Source organism: Acinetobacter sp. ACZLY 512 (assembly GCF_023614015.1).
GTDB lineage: Bacteria > Pseudomonadota > Gammaproteobacteria > Pseudomonadales > Moraxellaceae > Acinetobacter > Acinetobacter soli.
The window spans coordinates 121,263-140,983 of record NZ_JAKIVI010000011.1; the positions used below are offsets into that span (position 1 = coordinate 121,263).

At 38.3% G+C, this 19,721-nt stretch carries 12 protein-coding genes and 3 pseudogenes; 1 reads left to right on the top strand and 14 read right to left on the bottom strand.

The window, feature by feature from the left end; translation table 11 throughout:
- Window positions 1-23 precede the first annotated feature (23 nt).
- The 9 genes from L2096_RS12765 to L2096_RS12810 form a co-directional block, all read right to left on the bottom strand.
- Complete coding sequence (locus tag L2096_RS12765; protein WP_250365571.1) at window positions 24-1,184, bottom strand: type III PLP-dependent enzyme; 1,161 nt, start codon at window positions 1,182-1,184, stop codon at window positions 24-26.
- Window positions 1,185-1,193: 9 nt separating this feature from the next.
- Window positions 1,194-2,534: a putrescine N-hydroxylase gene (fbsI, locus tag L2096_RS12770; protein WP_081408843.1), complete on the bottom strand. Its 1,341-nt coding sequence runs from the start codon at window positions 2,532-2,534 to the stop codon at window positions 1,194-1,196.
- An 11-nt stretch (window positions 2,535-2,545) separates the two neighbouring features.
- Window positions 2,546-4,165 carry a (2,3-dihydroxybenzoyl)adenylate synthase gene (locus L2096_RS12775; protein WP_250365572.1) on the bottom strand — a complete coding sequence of 540 codons (1,620 nt, stop codon included), beginning with the start codon at window positions 4,163-4,165 and terminating at the stop codon, window positions 2,546-2,548.
- An 11-nt stretch (window positions 4,166-4,176) separates the two neighbouring features.
- Complete coding sequence (locus tag L2096_RS12780) at window positions 4,177-7,416, bottom strand: condensation domain-containing protein (RefSeq protein WP_250365573.1); 3,240 nt, start codon at window positions 7,414-7,416, stop codon at window positions 4,177-4,179.
- A gap of 15 nt (window positions 7,417-7,431) precedes the next feature.
- Entirely contained in the window at window positions 7,432-10,692 is a 3,261-nt protein-coding gene (locus L2096_RS16075; protein ID WP_284444936.1) for an AMP-binding protein, read from the bottom strand.
- 4 nt (window positions 10,693-10,696) lie between these two features.
- On the bottom strand, window positions 10,697-13,213 hold the full coding sequence (locus L2096_RS12795) for a condensation domain-containing protein (protein ID WP_250365574.1): 2,517 nt from the start codon (window positions 13,211-13,213) through the stop codon (window positions 10,697-10,699).
- Between the two features lie 13 nt (window positions 13,214-13,226).
- Window positions 13,227-14,000: a 2,3-dihydro-2,3-dihydroxybenzoate dehydrogenase gene (gene dhbA, locus L2096_RS12800; RefSeq protein ID WP_250365575.1), complete on the bottom strand. Its 774-nt coding sequence runs from the start codon at window positions 13,998-14,000 to the stop codon at window positions 13,227-13,229.
- Between the two features lie 37 nt (window positions 14,001-14,037).
- Window positions 14,038-14,667, bottom strand: a complete 630-nt coding sequence (locus tag L2096_RS12805) for an isochorismatase family protein (RefSeq protein ID WP_076032882.1) — start codon at window positions 14,665-14,667, stop codon at window positions 14,038-14,040.
- 94 nt (window positions 14,668-14,761) lie between these two features.
- Window positions 14,762-15,934 carry an isochorismate synthase gene (locus L2096_RS12810; RefSeq protein ID WP_250365576.1) on the bottom strand — a complete coding sequence of 391 codons (1,173 nt, stop codon included), beginning with the start codon at window positions 15,932-15,934 and terminating at the stop codon, window positions 14,762-14,764.
- 374 nt (window positions 15,935-16,308) lie between these two features.
- Between L2096_RS12810 and L2096_RS12815 the strand changes: the two genes are divergently transcribed.
- On the top strand, window positions 16,309-17,235 hold the full coding sequence (locus L2096_RS12815) for a helix-turn-helix domain-containing protein (protein WP_250365577.1): 927 nt from the start codon (window positions 16,309-16,311) through the stop codon (window positions 17,233-17,235).
- 94 nt (window positions 17,236-17,329) lie between these two features.
- On the opposite strand, the pseudogene L2096_RS12820 reads toward L2096_RS12815, so the two are convergent.
- The 5 genes and pseudogenes from L2096_RS12820 to L2096_RS16165 all read right to left on the bottom strand — a co-directional run.
- Window positions 17,330-17,626, bottom strand: a pseudogene (locus L2096_RS12820) (VENN motif pre-toxin domain-containing protein); the annotation flags it as partial.
- A gap of 1 nt (window position 17,627) precedes the next feature.
- A pseudogene (locus tag L2096_RS12825) lies at window positions 17,628-17,963 on the bottom strand (VENN motif pre-toxin domain-containing protein); the annotation flags it as partial.
- A gap of 144 nt (window positions 17,964-18,107) precedes the next feature.
- On the bottom strand, window positions 18,108-18,596 hold the full coding sequence (locus tag L2096_RS12830) for a DUF6756 family protein (RefSeq protein ID WP_119025098.1): 489 nt from the start codon (window positions 18,594-18,596) through the stop codon (window positions 18,108-18,110).
- Window positions 18,597-18,600: 4 nt separating this feature from the next.
- Window positions 18,601-19,341, bottom strand: a complete 741-nt coding sequence (locus tag L2096_RS12835; protein WP_502801298.1) for a polymorphic toxin type 47 domain-containing protein — start codon at window positions 19,339-19,341, stop codon at window positions 18,601-18,603.
- Between the two features lie 23 nt (window positions 19,342-19,364).
- A pseudogene (locus L2096_RS16165) lies at window positions 19,365-19,608 on the bottom strand (VENN motif pre-toxin domain-containing protein); the annotation flags it as partial.
- Between the last annotated feature and the right edge of the window lie 113 nt (window positions 19,609-19,721).

The following is a 19,721-nucleotide window of genomic DNA, read 5'->3' on the forward strand; positions in this document are numbered from 1 at the left end:
ATTAAAAAGCATCCAAAAAAAGATCAATTCAAGGCATAATATTGCAGGGGTGGAAAGCCATTAAACTCGATTGAGCTGTAACTGGTGGTGTATGCCCCTGTCGACAGCCAGTACAGGTGATCACCTATTTCCAAAGATAGTGGCAACTCGTATTTCTTGTTCTGATACATAATATCCATACTGTCACATGTTGGGCCTGCCAAAATAATGTCGTCACTATGCCCTGTCTTTTTACACGTGATCGGGTATTGAATGGCCTCACCCAATGTTTCAATTAAACCATTAAATACGCCGACATCCGTATAAACCCAACGCTTAGTTCCAGACTGTGGGCGTTGTGAAATCAATACGATTTCAGAGACTAAAATGCCTGCATTTCCGACCAAAGAGCGCCCAGGTTCCAAAATAATCTGTTCAAGCTGATAAGGTTTAAATATCTCAAGTGCAGCATTAATTTGCTTGGAATAACTAATAAAAGCTTCGGTTTCCTGCACATATTTTGCAGGTAAACCACCACCCAAATTCAGCATTTTTAAGTGAATCTGATGCTCATGTGCCAATATGTCAAAAATAGTTTTGGTCTCTTCTAGAGCGCTGTCCCACAAGTCGATTTTGCGTTGCTGTGAGCCGACATGAAAGGAAATACCATAAGGAATTAATCCCAGTGCTTTGGCTTTGACTGCTAATCGGATCACACATTCTGCATTGCAGCCAAACTTGCGTGAAAGCGGCCAATCAGCTGTATCCGAACCATCAATCGATAGTCTGAAAAACACTTTTGAACCCGGTGCATATTGCGCTATATTGTTTAAATCAACATCCGAATCAGTGACATAAAGCCGAACACCCTGTTTGTAGAAATACTGAATATCTGCCCGTTTTTTTATGGTATTGCCATAAGCCAAGCGTGATGGATCTACACCAAAGGCCTGCACTTTTTTTAGTTCATTGACTGATGCCAAATCAAAACTTGAACCCAACTGATTTAAACGCTCAATTACTTCGTTGGCTGGATTAGCCTTTAAGGCATAATAAATATCTGCATTGGGAAAGCCTTGTTTTAGTTCTAAATATTGCTTTTCAATCACGCTGAGATCTAAAACTAAAAATGGCGTAGCTTTAGTTTTCACTAGATCATCTAAATGATCTTGAATATTACTTTTAAAATAGTGTGGGAGATTCATATTAAAATCCTAAAAAGACAGCTCTGTATTGTTTGACTTAAGCATCGTTTTCACAGGGGGCACCATTTCTTCCGCTAAAGGTGCAAATTCTTGATAAGCGATCCGCTTTTCTATAGGGTAAACTTCACGGCCTAAAATGGTATTGATGATGATGGCATTTCGATAACAGCCCATGCCTAAGTCCGGAACAGTGAAACCATGTGAATAAATGCCGATGTTTTGGGCAAAAATCGTATTTTGATCGTTGATGCTATAGTTCCAATTTAATTCAATACGTCCTTTGCTATCCCAATTAATGTGAGAACGAATTGGCGTTAGACACTCTGGGATTTTGTATTCGTAACCAAGTGCCAGAATCAGCACGTCACTTTCCAACTTGAAACGCTTGTTAATGTCTGAATTATTAAAAGTCAGATTTAAGTGATTGCCATTTTTTTCAAGATTGTCTAAAGCACAATTTGGCATCATGCGAGTTGGCAAGGGACGATGTAATGATTTTTGATAAAGCAGATCGTAAATCCGATTAACAAAACTCAGTTCAATACCTTTATACAAAACATTTTGGGAAGCAATGACCTGATCTCGTTTATCCTCATCCAGTGAATAAAAATGCGAGGTGTAATCTGGCGAAGTAAATTCCAGCGTTAATTTGCCTAAATCCATGGAAAAGAAATGAGGTGCTTTAGTCAGCCAGTTAAGTTGATATTGATGCTGATCAATTTCAGACAGTAAGTCATAATAAATTTCCGCACCACTTTGTCCACCTCCAACAATAGTGATGGATTTTTTATTCAAATAGTCTTTTTTATGGCTTGAATAGTCCGCACTAGAATGAACTTGTTCAGGGTACCCCTGACAGAATTTTGGTATGATTGGAGTCGTGCCTGTGCCAAGCACTAAGTTTCTAGTCACGACCGTGATATCACCTTCAGATTGTTTTACACGTAAGGTATAAAGCTTACACGTCTCGTCGTAATCAATCCGCTCAACAAAGCTTTTAAAGTGCACATTCTCCAGTTGTTCAGCCACCCATTTACAATATAAGTTGTATTCGGCACGCAAAATAAAAAAGCTTTCACGTATAAAGAACTGATATAACTTATTGTGAAGTTTTAAGTAATTTAAAAATGTATAGGGACTTTTTGGATCAGCAAAACTGACCAAATCAGCAATGAATGGAATTTGCAAGGTACTGCCTTCAGGCATAATACCCGAATGCCAGTCAAACTCATTTTTACCATCAAAGAAAATCGTGCTGAGTTCATTCAGGGGCTGGGTCAAACAAGCTAAACCCAAATTAAATGGCCCTACCCCAATACCCACGATATCGTAAATGTGTTGTGCACTCATCTTATACTCCTTCATCCTAGTTTTTGTCGGTTGACTTTACCTACGTGGGTATATTTAAAATCAGGTACCACTTCTATCTCGTCTGGAATTTTGAAGTGAGCAATATTTTTACCGATTAAAAACTTACGAATGTCTTTTAAGTTGATATCATCGTTTTTAAGTTTCGGAATAATGATGGCTTTAATCCTTTCACCTAAATATTTGTCGCTGACGCCAATTACACAAACGTCTTTTACCGATGGATACTGCAAAATAAATTCTTCAACTTCACTTGGCGTAATTTTTTCACCGGAACGATTGATCTGTTCTTTTTCACGTCCCGTGACGATAATATTCAGATTTTCATCTAAGTAGCCAATATCACCAGTTTTATAGAAACCATCTTCCGTGAAAGCACGGCGATTAATTTCAGGTAAGTTGTAATAACCATTAATGGTATAGGGGCCACGGGTTTGAATATTTCCTATAGCATTGACCGGTAATGCGTTACCATCCTGATCAGCAATGCGGATTTCATCCAGATGTGACAGCTTTTTACCTTGAGTTTGGATGATGATTTGATCTGGATCATCCAAATGCGTGAAATTTACCAGACCTTCAGCCATACCATAAACTTGTTGTAATTTGACTTGCAATCTATCAATAATCTGCTCGGCAAGTGATGGTAGCAGTTTGGCTCCACCGACTTGTATCACTTGTAGGCTGGATAAATCGTAATCTTTGAGACTTTCAGCATTTAGCCAAAGCGTCGCGATCGCAGGCACTAAAGAGACTTGCTGAATCTGGTATTTTTGAATCAGTTCAAAACAAACACGTGGCTGCGTCAATTGACTCAATACCACTGTGCCGCCCACAAAAAATACACCAAGAAATCCAGGTGAGCTCATACAGAAATTGTGCATCACAGGTAGCACAACAAGTTGTTTAGTGTCCTGAGTCAGCCCTGTAACTTCTATACTTTTTTCAATTGAATAAATGTAGTCAGCATGAGTGCGTGGAATCAGTTTGGGTAAACCTGTGGTTCCACCTGAAAGTTGTAAAAAAGCAATATCTTCAGATTCACTCAGTGCTTGCAGGTTGAAGTCAGGTTCAATACTTTGTAACTGTGGTAATGAAGCTTTAATGCTTGATTGACTCACAATATTTTCTCGAAACCACAATTTAAAATTGGGTGTAGAAAATTCTTCACAGACTTCTGTTGCTGTAGCTTCATGGGCAGATGCACAGAGTTTGATAAAACCTGCTGCACGACTTTGTCTTGCAATATTTTCAATTTCATATGAACCATGGCCATGCAGACAAAATACCGGTCTAGCCCCTATTGCATATAAACCAAAAATGATAATAAAAACTTCAATCACATTAGGAGATTGCAATAAGACAAAATCTGTTTCCCGAATACCTTGCTGTTTTAAATAACTTCCATAATGAATGGCATAGTCATACATCTGCTGATAGGTAAGTTGTTTATGGTCCTGAATCGCAGCTACACGCTCTGGAAAACGATCTTTTAAACTTACCAGTAGTTGAAAATGTGTCTGCGATTTCCAGCATCCATCCTCTTGGTATTGCTTGGCTCTCGACTCTGGAAAAGGCACAAAACCTTGTTGAATATCTTGTTCTATAAACATGACTAAATCCTTTAAATCGCCATTGCTGGAAATTGAATGCTGCTCAATTGACGACGTATATCTCTAACATCAACAGGCTTCGATTTATCTGACTGTGTATTAATGTCGATGAAATGGGTTAAGACCTGCTCGGCAATCTGTCGAATCAGTTGAATTTGTGTTTGGTTATAGCGATTGATGCGGTAGTTAATGACAACACGTAAGCGTTCATGCTCAGAGCTTGGTTCTTCGTAGACTTCAAAATGCAAACCAAATTTGGCGGTATCGCGTTCAGGTTCAATCAGCTTAAACCGAATTTCATGCTCGGAATCGAGCTGAAATGCACCCGTTAAAGCATTTGGGGCATGAAGTTGTACATACACTTCGTATGGACTTTCAGTCCATTCCTCACCTTCAGCACGAATATGGTCTTCGACAATCGCAAATGGAATATCAGCATGTTCTTGTGCTTTGAAGATATTGTTTTGAACCTGCTGTACTAAGTCTTTAATCGTTAAAGTTTCATTCAATAGGGTGTAATGCATCACTACATTAGTGAAATAACCCATGGTGTCCTGATACAGTGGATCTTGACGACAAGCTACGGAAGTCCCTGTTAATATCTTTTTTCCAGCACCTAAATAATGGGTTGCTAATACGATTGCGGCATAGACTACATAAAAGAGAGAAGATCGATACTCTCGCGCCAATCCATTCAATTGCTCAACTTGTGAAGCCGTAAATCCAAACTCTATCGCTGCACCCGCAACATCTTCTTTATCACGCTGATTATGTTGCTCTGTATCTGTGGCATAAGCAGGTAATAAAGGTGGTTGTTTCTTGATTTTCCCAATTGTATCAACCCAATACTGAATATGTGCTTGCAAGGTAGAATCCTCTTGGGCCATCGCATATTCATGAAACTGACGTGGTACCTTTTCCCAGATAGGAGTCTGACCCGCTATACGACTGCGATAGGCTTGAATCAACTCACGCATTAAGATGTCCGAAGACCATTCATCCATAGCAATGTGATACAACAACATCGATAAAATATGCTGTCCCTGTCCATCTTTCATAAAACGAACACGAATTGGAAACTCTTGCATCAAATTAAAGGAATGATTGGCTTCTGCACGCAAAATCTCTTGTGCACTTTGTTCAGCTTGATGTTCAGATCCCCAAAACCAAGGATATTCATGCAACTGTGTTACGGGAATAACCGTTTGGAAAATCTCCCCCTGATCCGCCTGCAAAAAAATACTGCGCAAGGCATGGTGACGTTTTAGAATATCCAAAAATGCCGCATAAAATGCCTGCTCATCCACTGCTTCAGAAAAACGGAATGCAAATGGAATGTTATACATGGCATCACGTCCCTGATCCGAAAAGCTCATGAAGGCTTTTTGTAATAAAGTCAGAGGCGCAACAATTTCACGGTTTTCATCGAAGGATTGCTGTTCTTCAATATGTGTATTTAATAGCTCTGCATGTTGTGCCAATTCGCGTGCGGTTGGCGCATTAAAGAAATCGGCAATTTTAATTCGCACAGCATGCTGGCTTTGCATTTTACCAATCACACGAGTAGCTAGAATAGAATGCCCGCCAAAATCAAAGAAGTTGTCATCTACTTGTAAATTCGGATTCATCAACACACTTTTAAATTCTTCTAAAATCAATTGTGTGACTGATAAATAAATATTTTGAGCAGATTCGGTCTTGTCATGGATGTGAGGTAAGGTCTGTACATTGGGCTCAATGGTTTGATCAAGATCTTGCTTGCCCAATCGATCTAGATTTGGCTGCGTGGCTGATGCAAAAATAGCATCGCCATCTGCCCATGTTGCAATATCAGCATTGATAAAATCAAGCCATTGTTCCAATAGTAATGCACTGATATTTTTAGATAATTTCTCCCCAGTGGTTAGTTCAAAGTGTATCTCTTCACCTTTTACCTGAAATGCTAAAGTTAGATCATAATCTGAATGAATCGGTGGAATGGCTATCGTTTTAGCCTTCACACCCTCTAATTTGAGGTACTGGCTCGATTCGACGAACTGAGTAATCAGCACATTTGGAATCGCGCTACGCTTGGTTTTGGTTGCCGACAAAATCTGCTCAATCGAGACATTATTCGATATTCCTTGCAGAATCTGATCACGCACATTTTTGATGATGTTATGAATTTCATTCAACGGTGTTTGGGATTGTTTTGATTGATCATCATGTGCGACACGGATCGGCAAAATATTCGAACTCGTTTGAATGTGGCTTAAGCTAATTACATCGTATTGCTCCACAATCGGAACAAAAAGATCCACCGAATTTTGACCCAATAGGCGATTCAAATAACTACCAAATATCGCCACAACCGTGTGGAAAATAGATGCTTGAGCCTGCTGGCTAAGATTTTGAATTTTTCCAATATTTATATAGCTATAACAACGTACCGCTTTTTGCACATACTGATAAATACTGTTCTTGCCATATTCGATGATTGAATTTTCAAGTTGTGGCGCTAAACAAAATTTTGGCCAACGCACTGGCATCAAGCCTGTAGAAAAAATAGTTTTCCAGTATTGCAATACCGTAGTGATATCTTTCACTTGATGCTGTGGCTTGCTCTTGGGGACATACGAACCATTATCAACAGCTTGATCAGCATATTCATAATAGTAACTAAGTTGTCTAAAAATCGGTTGCCAAGCGAGGTCATCCAATAAGATGTGATGACCTAAAATACCTAAAATCAACGTATCATGATTTGTTGGCAAAATACTAAATTGAATTGCAGGAGCTTTTGCCAAATCAATGGGGTGCTGTAACCATGACAAGAGATATTGAACCGCCTCTGTTTCCGACTGAACAACATGAATTTTCACATTCACATCTGCCTGTTCAGCATGATATTTGCTCAATACTCCTTCTTCGTTCAAGTCATAGCGTAAATTTAGATTCGATTGTCCAACATAAAGTTTTTCAATTGCCCGAGTTAAACGTGCAATATCAATCTTACCTGTGAGAAGAAACGCTAAAATAAATGGCCCTGAAGATGCCAAAGGGTCTTGCTGATGCATCATCCACGCACGTTCTTCTGCAAAAGAAATCTGCTGATGTGCTTGGGTTTCTAAAGATATTTGTTTAATAATCGTGCTCGGGTTTAATGCAGATATCATAGATGACTCGGACTGATCCGAAAGTCCAATATCCTGCAACTTACTTGCAAATATGTTAAACAACTCATCACTCATAATGCTGTGCTGATGGCTCATGTTCTATTTCCTCATTTATTTCTGATATAGCTGCGATTCGATGTTATGTACGATCTCGCCAATCGTTTTACACTTGGCTAAATCAGAAAATTGAATCGAGGTATTGAATTCTTGAGAAAAATGTTTGGCTAAACGACTTAAATACCCTGACGTCAGACCGAGAGCCAAAATTTCAGTGTCGAGCAATACATCTGATAAATCATTTGATGTGTTTAACGAACTTTGCAAATGTTTGATAACATCTTGGGCAATCGAAGTTTGACCCTCAGCCAAGCTTACACCTATCGCATGGTGACTGGACTTTTGAGTATCTCCCTGTTGCTGATTTAATGATGAGTCTGATGGCATGACAGTTTGTTTCGATGAAGCTTGTGCATAGCTTTGATAAAGAAAATCTTGCGCAGTTTGCTTTAAGGTTTTGCGGTCGATTTTGCCATTACGGGTAATTGGAAATTGCGCTAAAGGCAGCCAACGAGATGGAATATGTGAATTCGGCACATAATCTTGTAAGAACTGACGTAGTTCAGATGGTCGTATCGCATTTAAACCAGCATCATGTTGATGTGTATCTCGAATCGTATAAATTGCCACCAATTCATTGCCTTCATAGATAGGATTGGAACAAACGGTGACCACGCAATCGCTGATCCGTGGATGTTTCAATATGGCATTTTCCACTTCTGATGCAGCAATTCGCACTCCACGAACTTTTAAATAACCTTCATCACGACCGGCAAAAATAATATTGCCATCTTCACGTAGATAACCTTTATCACTCATACGAAAGACACGATGCACTTCACCATTGGGTAGAGTAAGAAGCACAAAATCCTTCTGAGTGATCTTGCCATCGAGCAAATATCCATTGGCAAGATTAATGCCTGACATATAAAGCTGTCCTACTACTCCTGGTGGGCAGAATTCACCCCAAGGATTCAAAATGTAATAACGGTTATGCTTCATTTCCTTACCATAAGGAATCACATTAATATCTTCAGGAGTAATTTCATGCCAGATACTCCAAATGGTAGTTTCTGTAGGGCCACCAATCGAAATTAGACGAGCATTTGGTAAAATTTCACGTAACTTTTTTATCACGGAAGGTTTGACATAATCACCGCCTTGGTTAATCAAGCGAATGCTTTGTAATTGTTTTGGATCCGCAGAGGTCAATAACATGTCAGCCATCGCAGGTACGGTACACCAGATCGAGACCTGATAACGTTCAATCAACTGCGCCCAAGCCACTGCACTTTTGGCTTCTTCCAAAGTTGGGACAACCAACGTACCGCCGACAGAAAGTGGCGCCATCAAATCAAAAATCGACATGTCATGGTGGAATGGTGTTGCTGCCAAATGAATGTCATTCTGATTGATACACCAAAACTCGATAGTTTCTTGCAGCACATGTGCTGTGGCTCGATTATTCAGTACCACACATTTCGGCGTGCCTGTACTGCCTGAGGTATATAGATAATACGCGGGCGATGCATCATGACGATGTTGCCAGATGATTTCAGATTCAAATACCGATTCTGCACTGCCTGAGTATAATGATCCGTGTGTTGAACTTTTTAAAATTTGATCGATATTTAAAGTCAGTAAACCGTCAATTGGTGCAGTCGAAATCGCTAAGTCTGCACGACTGTTGGATATGATGTATTGCTGTCTGAATTGTGGAGAGTCCATATCTACAGGCAACCAAATAATACCCGACAAGGCACAAGCCAAAATGCTATAGATATGTTCTGGACTTTTGCGTAAGCAGATTGCGACGACTTGATTCTGACCAATTTGTGCCAAATCTAAAGCACGACGAACTTTAACGACATTGGCACCGAGTTCAGCATAAGAAATGGATTGCCCTTCATAAATGAGCGCTGTTTTGTCTGGAATCTCTTCAAACAAATGACGCTGAATGTTGGCTAGATAATCCATTACCTCAATATGTTCATAATCATCTGTTACATCAGCATCATCGTCTAATGTTACGACATTTGAGACACGTTTCGGTTGCTCTAATTCTGTTTTTATATGACTTAAATCGTTGATTTTTTTTAACAAAGTATCCGCTATATTTTGAATCATGGTTGGGCTTAAAGCCTGTTCAATAAAATCAAGATCAATCACTAAATCTGAACTTTCAGAAAATGAAAGACGAATATCTAAAGCCAATTGCGGGGTTTGGGTCTGTCCTCCAACATAGCGCAGTAGCGACGACTTAGACGGTTTTACCCAAGACAAACCATTCGTCAAAGCCACAGGCAATACAATCGATTCTTGCAAGTTTTTTATCAGAAATTTAGAAAGCTCAATACCCGAATATGAGGTATGGGCCATGGACTCCAGAATTTGCTTTTGCGTTGCTTTAATCTGATCAACAAAGCTGATCTCATAATGGTATTGATAATCCAGCACAATAAAGGAAGAGCTATTTCCTACTTTTTTATGTAAAGCTGAATTAGAAACTGGCATTGAAATCAGCAGTTTCTGCTCTTCAGTCCATCGTGAAATCACCTCTAAAATGAGTGTGGTCAGTAATGCATTTGGAAAGACTTTATATTGTGCAGCAAGTTTAGAGAGCGCATCAAACTGCGCTTTTTCAATGACAACTGTTCGACGCGAATAAATCAGCTTAGAGATACTGTCTAAGCTATTCACCCAAGGTAACTGAGTGACTTCTTCGATTTGTGCCAATTTCTCATGCCAGAATTGGCGATCTTTTTCCGAAGCTTCAAAAAAACTGCAGTCTGACTGACCGGAATCTTGATCTGCATTATTTGACAAAAGACTTAAGTCGTTATTGAGATTAAAGAGTTGATCTAAAAGGACTGAAATTGAATAACCATCTATAATCAAACCGTCAAAACTGGTCAGAACCACTGAAGATGTTTCAGCAGATTCTGGCAATTGAATCAATGCAATTTGCCAAGGTGATGTACTCAAATCATGAGAAAAATGGCGATATTCCTCTCGTAACATTTCCAATTTAATGGTCGCTTGTGTCAAATTAAAATGAGAGAAATCATAAATTTTCAGATGCTGCATCACATCAATATTGCTCTCAACCCGCTGAACCAGTTGTGTTTCATCAATGACAGTACGTAATGCAGGATATAACTCAATGAGTTGGGACATACGCTGTGCCAAAGTTTTAGCATCCATTTGTCCTTTAAACTCTCGAAAGTCATGCATTGAAGATTGACTCAGCGGGAACATTTTACTTTTTCCTAATAGATAGGCTTTTTGCATTGGGGTTAATGATTTTGGATTCATTGTTTTATTTCCCCTCGATGACTTGCATAAACACTTCAGCAATACGCTGCGCAGTGTCGGGCAGTTTTTGTTCAATTAACTTGCAGATATTGGTTACATTACGCTGTGTGAAAATATCAACCACACTTATTTCGGCATTGATGAAATATTGATTCAAAGCTGCCACCAAATGCGTAGCTAATAAAGAATCACCTCCTTCATCAAAGAAGTCCAAATCACCATGGGTATGTTGCTCTGGCAAACCAATAATCTTCGCCATGATAAAAGTCACCACATGTTCAATCGCTGTGCTCTGTACTGGTTGCGACTCTGTGTTTTCTATTGATATATGTGTTGCAATAAAGTGTTGAAGACTCTCAGCCGATAGATAGGCAGTAAAAGGCTGAAGATTATTCACCACATAGTTCTGCTCAGGTATTAAATACTGTGGTAAGACACGCTTATAAGCTGCGTTTAAATCTGAGGATGACAGCTGTTGTTGAAGCCTTAAGACAGCCACGATGACAGATCTATCCTGTTTTTCAACTGCATATAGTTTGACTTGTTGTACAAAAGGAATGTTTAAAATTTCTGCTTCAATGTTTTGTACCTCAATACATTGACCATTTTTTAAAACAAGCTGATGCGACTGCTCAAATAAGTGTAACTGTCCTTGATCATCAGTATAGGCTTGAATACCTATATCAACCCATTCGGATTGATCTGATGGAGACTTAGGATTGGAATTCAGATTACCAAGATTCAAGAATAATCGACCCAAGACCCAAGCTGGGCAATCCATCTCCAGAGCGTTTAAGATACGATATGGTGTATGAACATGCGCTTGCGGGAATTTTGCTAAGATCCGCTTAGTTAAAGGTGCTTTGACTTGACTTTTTTGCTGTCTTTTCGACCAAATTAACTGTGATGTGTGTTGAGATAATGTATTTAAAGTTTGTGCAAATGCAGGACTGCCCATAGTCAATATATGCTGTATCAACTGAATATAATGATCGAACATAGCTTGAATGACATTCGGTTTAAACGCATGGGTACGAATATCCCAGTTGATGGCTAAGCCCTGGTTGAAATAGGTAAGCTGTACGTCCAAGTCAACTTTTGGACCTTGGGAAATACACCATATAGGTCGACCTAATGTACTTTGCAATTGTTTCGAGAATATTTCGCCTTCATCTAAAGCAGATGTAAATACAATCGGAGAAGTTTCTGGCTGTTGGCGATGTTTTGATAAGTCACGCAGTACATGAATCCCTCCATAACGGTAGTGCTCATAAATTTGCTCGACATCGCGTTCAATCCGTTTGGCAGCATCCAGTAAACTTTCATGACCATTGAACTTTACACTTAACAAACTGATCTGCGTGAAATCACCCACCACCTGATTAATATTTTGCGAATCAGACTCACGAATAAAGGCCGGTAAGTTCAAACGAAACTCAGGTGTAGATGACCAATTTGCAACACTCAAGGCAAATAGAGTCAAACATACACTGCGTAAAGAAACCCCCTGCATTTGTGCCAAACTTTGCAATTGGGAACGTTCATCCGTATTAAAAATATGAATTAAACGTTCAAAATGATGTTGATCTACTCTTAGGCCTTCAGCGACCATAGGTAATTGTGGTGCAGGTGAAATTACATCTAATTGTGACTGCCACCATTGTTGATCTTGCTGAATTTGAGCTTTCAAATCCAGATCATCTCGACGCTGGTTTAAGTAGTTGAAATAGTCAACACCATCTAAGTTTAAATCTGCACGTTTTTCACCTAGATACAAAGCAGTTAAGTCATTTATGACAATCAAAAAGCTTTGTGGATCAATTGCAGCCATGTCCAAATCAAAGTGTAAAATATGACGTTTTTCTGGCAAAAGACTTAACTGCACATCCAGCACATGCCCTTGTGCTATGTTTAATTGTTGATGGCTTAAACACTCACGTTTTACTTTTAAATGTGTCTGAATGTCTTCAGAATTCAATTGAGTCAGATCTTCAATATGAATCTGATGATGCTTAATCGACTGAATACTTTGCTGCCCTTCACGGATGGAAACACTTAGCATGGGATGACGCTGTATTAACTGCTCAAAGGCAAATTGCAATTGAGGAATATCTAAATCTTTTCCCTCAAATTCCATATATAGATGTGCCGATACACCTTCGGTCTCACGCCCTGCCCAATAGGCATATTGCATATCTGATAATGGCACTGCATTTGTAGGTAACTGTTGCACCCAATTTGATAATCTCGGGGGCTTTTTCGTTGCTCCCTCTAAGTCTGAATCTACTGTGCTCAGCTGTGTATTCTGAATTAATCGATGCCAATCCTTTACTGTTGGTGACATTGCAAAATCGGCATAAGACAATGAGGTGTTGTATTTATTCTCAAAATGATCAACCAACTGCATAATCGCCAATGAATGCAAACCATGTTCAATCAGATTGTCATTAGGCTCAATCTGATTACCAGCTACTTGAAGGATATGATAAATCTGCGCGGTAATCTCTTGCTGTAATTGCATTAACATTCTTCCTCTACTGACCTAAAGTGGCGCCACCATCAATCACCAGATCATGCATAGTAATGTGTGAAGCTTGATCGCTAATTAGGAACATCACGGCGTTGGCAATATCTTCGGTCAGTGCTATTTTTTTTAAAGGAATACCCACTTTGTACTGCGTTAAAATGCCATGAATCGTTTGCTGTTTACCTGATTCATCTTTCCAAAGTTGATGGAGCATAGGCGTTGCAGTTGAACCAGGTGAAACAATATTGACACGTACGCCATATTCAGCCAGTTCTAAACCAACCGTTTTACTAAAACTGCTGAGCGCGGCTTTTGATGCGCCATAAGCCGCCATATTGATTCGTGACGCATGTGCTGAATTGGATGACACCATGACAATACTGCCTGTACGTTTGACACGAAAATGCGGACTTAAATGTTTTAAGAAATAAAATGGTGCAAACGTATTTACTTCAAAAGTTTGTTGCCAAGCTTCAATCGACAAAATGTCGTGACTACCCAAATGCAAAATGCCTGCTGCATTGATGAAATAATCTGGCACTGAAGTTTTGAGTAGTTTTTGACAAAGATCTGAAATTTGTGATGAATTACGTACATCACACTGGTAAACCTCATAACGATCGTTCTCGACGATGTTATTGGTGTAAAGATCAAAACCCACCACATAAATATTTTGAGCAATCAGTTGTTGCATAATTTCTGCACCTATACCCTGATTGACCCCAGTCACCCATGCAATTTTCCGAGTATCAGCGTGGCGCGATGCTTGTGCTTGTATCATGATGATTCCTTATCCAAATGATGATTCATTTTGAAATTTATGAAGCAATCACACTTTGAGCATCTTCAACGACACCTAAATTGCGGTTTACGTATTGCAAAGCAAACAAATGATCTTTCAAACTAAAGTCAGCAACTGAATCTCCCACTACAAAAGGTTGTATACCGTTCATAAATGCATCAGCAGCAGTTTGAAGCACACCAATATGAGCATATACACCACAAATAATCAGCTGATCTTTTTCTTTTTCTTTCATGGTCTTGTGAAGATCAGAACGATAAAATGCACTATAACGCCATTTAGTTAACACCTGATCTTGTAGTGTTGGTGATAATTTTTTGACAATTTCAGCTTGTTCAGGATAAGCTGTTAAACCAGGTCCCCACATATCATTCAGCAAGGCACGATCTTCATCTTTTTGCTCTGCAGGTTGTGCGGTATAAAACACAGGAATATGATTTTCCTTACACCATGTTTTCAATCGAACAATATTGTTGATCACATCCTGTATCAACAAAGAATCTTCACCATAAAAATTAATAAAATAATCCTGCATATCGTGAATCAGTAAGGCTGTGCGTTTTTTTTCAATTTTCCATTTCACTTTAGCAGCGGGATAATCTTGTTTGAACGGAAGCGGATAACTTTGGATTTTTGGAATTGCCATAGTGATATCTCTATATCATGTGTCAGTTATAAGGTTTGTCTTTAAGAGCTAATCTGCCGGTATAAGCTAAGCTGTGAACCTGTGTTAGACATCATCAAGTTTCACAAGTTGCATTCAAGGTTTTGAGTAAGGTTTGCATTTTCGCTTCTGTTTCGTTCCACTCAAGTTCGGCCTCTGAACCTTTAACAATCCCTGCACCTGCGTATAATCGAAGATGACTTTGTGTCAAAAGTCCGCAACGAATGGTCACCACCCATTCCCCGTTACCATTCGCATCCATCCAGCCAACCAGACCAGCAAAATAATGTCGGTCATAACCTTCATGTTTTAAAATAAAGTCTTTGGCTAACTGAGTTGGAGCACCGCAAATTGCAGGGGTTGGATGAAGAGATAAAGCCAGTTCTAGCGCATTAGTCTTCTTTGATTTCAATTGACCTTCAAATACCGTAGACAAATGCATCATCGTTGTGGTTTTTAAAATCTCAGGTTTTTCTGAAATGTTTAAATGCTGACAAAATGGTTTTAAGTGCTTGCATACGCTATCGACAACGACTTGATGCTCGTAGAGATCTTTTGATGATGCACAAAGATCATGGATTCTTACTTGATTGATGTGTTCATCATCACTCAAAGGACGTGAACCCGCTAAAGGATTGCTTCTTACCACCTGATCTTGTTTAAAAATCAGCAGTTCAGGACTTGCTCCCAAAAGATATGCATTATCCTCAACCGGAATTACAAAACTAAATGCATGCGCATTTTTTTGCGCAAGAGTTTGAACTAAAATATAGGGATTTTGTGGATGTTTGAGCTCAAAATCGACTGCCTGAGACAACACAATTTTTTCTAGATTATTTTTCTCAAATTGTTGTAAAGCTTCATCTATGTTCTTTGCAAAATGTTCTCTTGCAACCAGTCGTTGCTGGCTACTCAAAGTCAATGAATGACATTTCTGATGTTTTATAAAATGTTTGACAGACTCAGTATTTTGTTTCTTATGTTGACGATAAATATTGAGTGTAGACGGCTGTGTTGTATCAAATGGAATCGCACCCACTAAGACTGGATTTTTTGCTTTATCCTCAGATAACCGAGTAAATATATCTTCAATAGTCGTTAAGAGTTTTTCCTGATTCTCTGCGGCCAATCGAACTGTTTCGATAAGTTCAGATGTATAAATTTGATAATTTTTTGTTAAAAAACAAGATGATTTGCAGTTTTGTATAGGTTCAAACGCATAATTAATTGATAAACTCATATCATTCATAAAGCCTCCTTTGCTCTAACACGTATGTAGTTTTAGTTGAACTATCACTAAAATTTTCTACACGAATCGGCTTGGCACAAATGATATTAATAATCATTATTATTTAAAACTAAGAATCCGATATTTTTTATATAGTTATGGGAAAGATTTTGATTTTAAAAGAATTATCTTAAAGTTTAGCAATGTAAGTTTTGCTTAATTTTAGAATATGGGATTTCAGTCTAATGGTTAAAAAACTTATTTTTTCTATATATATGAATAGTTTGATGATTCACTTATGATAAAAAAGGCTTTTAAAACAACAAAATGCTATTGACTTTTATGATGACTGAAATGAAAATGATTCTTGTTTGTATTTAACATGGACTTTTAGAATGTCTATTTATATTGATTCACACAAAGCAGTACTAAAACAAGTTGGTGATATATTTTTAGATATGTGTTCATCTCTTCCTAATCACCATCTGAATCAATTTAATCCTTCAAATGGTGATGGTTACAGTGAAATTTATGATTTTGGAAAACTCTGTGTTGGTAAAGGTAAATATTGCATTGATCATCCATTACAAATGAGTGCTGAAACGACCACTAACTCTTACGGAATCACGCTTCTTCTTTCAGGCACACATCATATTAAAAATTATTATAGTAATCATGAATATCAAATTCGTTCGCCCATGATTATTTTGAGAAAAGGAAGTCTAGGTTTACAGACCATCTACCTCCAAGAACACAAAAAAATGGCTTTAATTACACTAGATTTTAGTGAAACTTTCCTAGAAATTATGCAAGCCAATTTTCAGCATCATGAAATAGCAAAATTTTTCTTAACAGATTCTAATCCTGCACTTAAAACTATCAATATTCCAAATAAACATATACTCCATCAGGCACATTATTTATTAAATCTTCCCCCTGCACAGTCATCTATCGATTTATTACATTTAGAAGGTGCAGCTTTAGAACTAATGAGCATGCTATTAGATGAACATAGTAAGTCAAATCAAATTCCTGCTCCCATTCATAAAAGCATTGCAATTTTAGAATCAGAATTTGAACAAAAAATTACGATTCGAACTTTAGCTAAGTGGGTTGGTATAAACGAATGTGATTTAAAACGCCTTTTTAAAGAATATACAGGAAAGACAATTGGTCATTACTTATTAGAAATTCGGATGAAACATGCTCAAATCTTATTAAAAGAAGGTGTTTCAGTAGAAAATGTAGCCAATCAGATTGGTTACAGTAGCGCACAGTACTTTAAGCAAATTTTTGAAAGGCATTTTGGTTATAGTTGTTAGCTAACTTCCTTATTTAGGAAAGTGCTTGTACATACATCTGTGTGATTCACATACATCATTTCAATGCAAACAGCGCCTATAAATTGTAAATTAATGCATTCTTTCTGGCAGCTTCTTTAACGGATAAGAAATTAATCTCCACCGCATTCTGCGCTATCTGCCCACTTTGTACTGTAGTTGCGACATCACCCGTTGTAGCGCCCAATGCTGTGCCTGCCAAACCAACAATAGAACTGATCGTAGATTTCTGCTCTGCTGTAAGGTCTTTGGCCTCTTTTCCATATAAGAAACTCGATAGTACTGGTGCCGCTGCCTCTGCTCCTCCTGCTGAAAGTCCCGCAGTCAACGCATTATTTCCACCAGCCGCCGCAACTGCTGCGCCAAGTACCGTTGGCTTCTTTTCCATATAAGAAACTCGACAATACTGGTGCCGCTGCCTCTGCTCCTCCTGCTGAAAGTCCCGCAGTCAACGCATTATTTCCACCAGCCGCCGTAACTGCTGCTCCAAGTACCGTATGCGCTAGAATATGTGCCGCTTCTTGACCATTCGTCAGTTGTCCATTTGGATTATTATTCACTTGTTCTTTGAAATATTGACCAATCTTATAACTTGCCGCTGGGCTGAGTGTCGCGGTTGCTATTCCTAGACCTGAACTTGTCGGAGCGGATAAGCCTGAGGCCACTGTATCGATCAGCAGGCCTAAGTTTTTGTAATTTTCCCGTTTGGCTTGATAGGGATGCATTGTCCATTATTTTGGCTAGGATCAGGTTGTACGGTAGATTTGAGTGTAGGCTTCTTCATCTAGAAATTATATTGCTGAAGAAGCCTTTAAGAACAGATTTGTGTAATAAAGCCTATATGTCTTAATCTTTCATAGATTCCATGATTCCTTAACCTTTAATACAAATTCTTTTGCATCACCCGAACCAAATAATGTTTCATCTTTATTCCATGATAATAAAAAATTAAATGACTCATCAAATATATAGAAATTAAAGTTATATGAATCCTCTAAAACAATTACCAAATCACTTAAAAGTTTGAACTTTAATATTTTATTAGAAAACTCTAAATCAAATAAGAAATATACATTTTTTATATTCGGTAATTGATTTAAAAATAGCTCTCTATGTCCAGCAGCATTCGGCAAATGCACTCCTATTGAATTTTCTTTATTTAAGAATTGCCAAAGAGGAATTTCAAGAGGTTTTTCCATAGATAATTTATTTGAAAAAAACTTATCAAATACTCTCCGAAAAATATGCTTGCTTTCTTCTTGTGATAGTGTATAAAAATGAATATCATTTTTTTCAGTTACTTCAATAAAATCATCTATAAAGAAAGTCATATTATTCAACACCTAATTAATCCTTTGATTTTGATCTATTTACGTTAACATTATCCAAGAAAATATGGCCGACCGTATTTTTCTTACCTGGAGTCTGCCACCCTACATGTGGAGCACCTGGAGTTCCGCTAGAAGTATGACCCAAATCTACACTAACTTCCGCACCTCTATTACTGCCTGATAATACCCTGTATTCAGCAGGAAAACTTTTACCATTTTGATCTACGGCCCATTTTGTAACAGTAAATTCATTTTTAGGTACTCCTGTTTTTTCAAAAGCAATGTTGAGAGCATCTTTAGTTGAATAATTTTTTCCTTTTAAATCTAAATCAATTCCTTTCTTAAAAGAATATCCATTTTGGGTAATTTCATTTTTTGAAGCATTTCCCGATATTTGTTTAGCCTTTACTCCTGTAATTGCACTCATTACGGCACTAGCTGTTAACTTTGCAGTCTGCTCATCTAGCCCACATCTTTTTTGTAACTGTTTTGCAAATTCAGTATTTGAAACAATACCTTCAGCCGTATTTTGTTGAGACCATAAAACACTTTCATCGAATGCCGGAATAAATTTTCCGGCATCACCAATCGCCTTTTTGACTGCAAGCCTATCATTTAAGATAAATTGATAATATTGCTTACAATTTTTTGGTGAAGTTGAACAAACTGCAACTAATTGCTCATCTTGCTTTATCGCCAGTTTCCTGAATTTATCTATCACCTGATCGCAATTTTGCTTTACTTTGCATAATTGCATCTGCGTTTTATAAGCTTGAACTTGTTTAACTGTTAAATAATTATTCTCCACCGCATTCTGCGCAACCTGCCCACTCTGAACTGTAGTTGCGACATCACCCGTTGTAGCGCCCAATGCTGTGCCTGCCAAACCAACAATAGAACTGATCGTAGATTTCTGCTCTGCTGTAAGGTCTTTGGCCTCTTTTCCATATAAGAAACTCGACAATACTGGTGCCGCTGCCTCTGCTCCTCCTGCTGAAAGTCCCGCAGTCAACGCATTATTTCCACGGTAATCCTCCCATAAATAACCGAAGTCAAAAGTAGAGATTAAGCAGCTATCAGAGGTGGTTTTCCTCGATTGGCTTGATGCGGTCTTTCATAGTTGTAACGCCACAACCA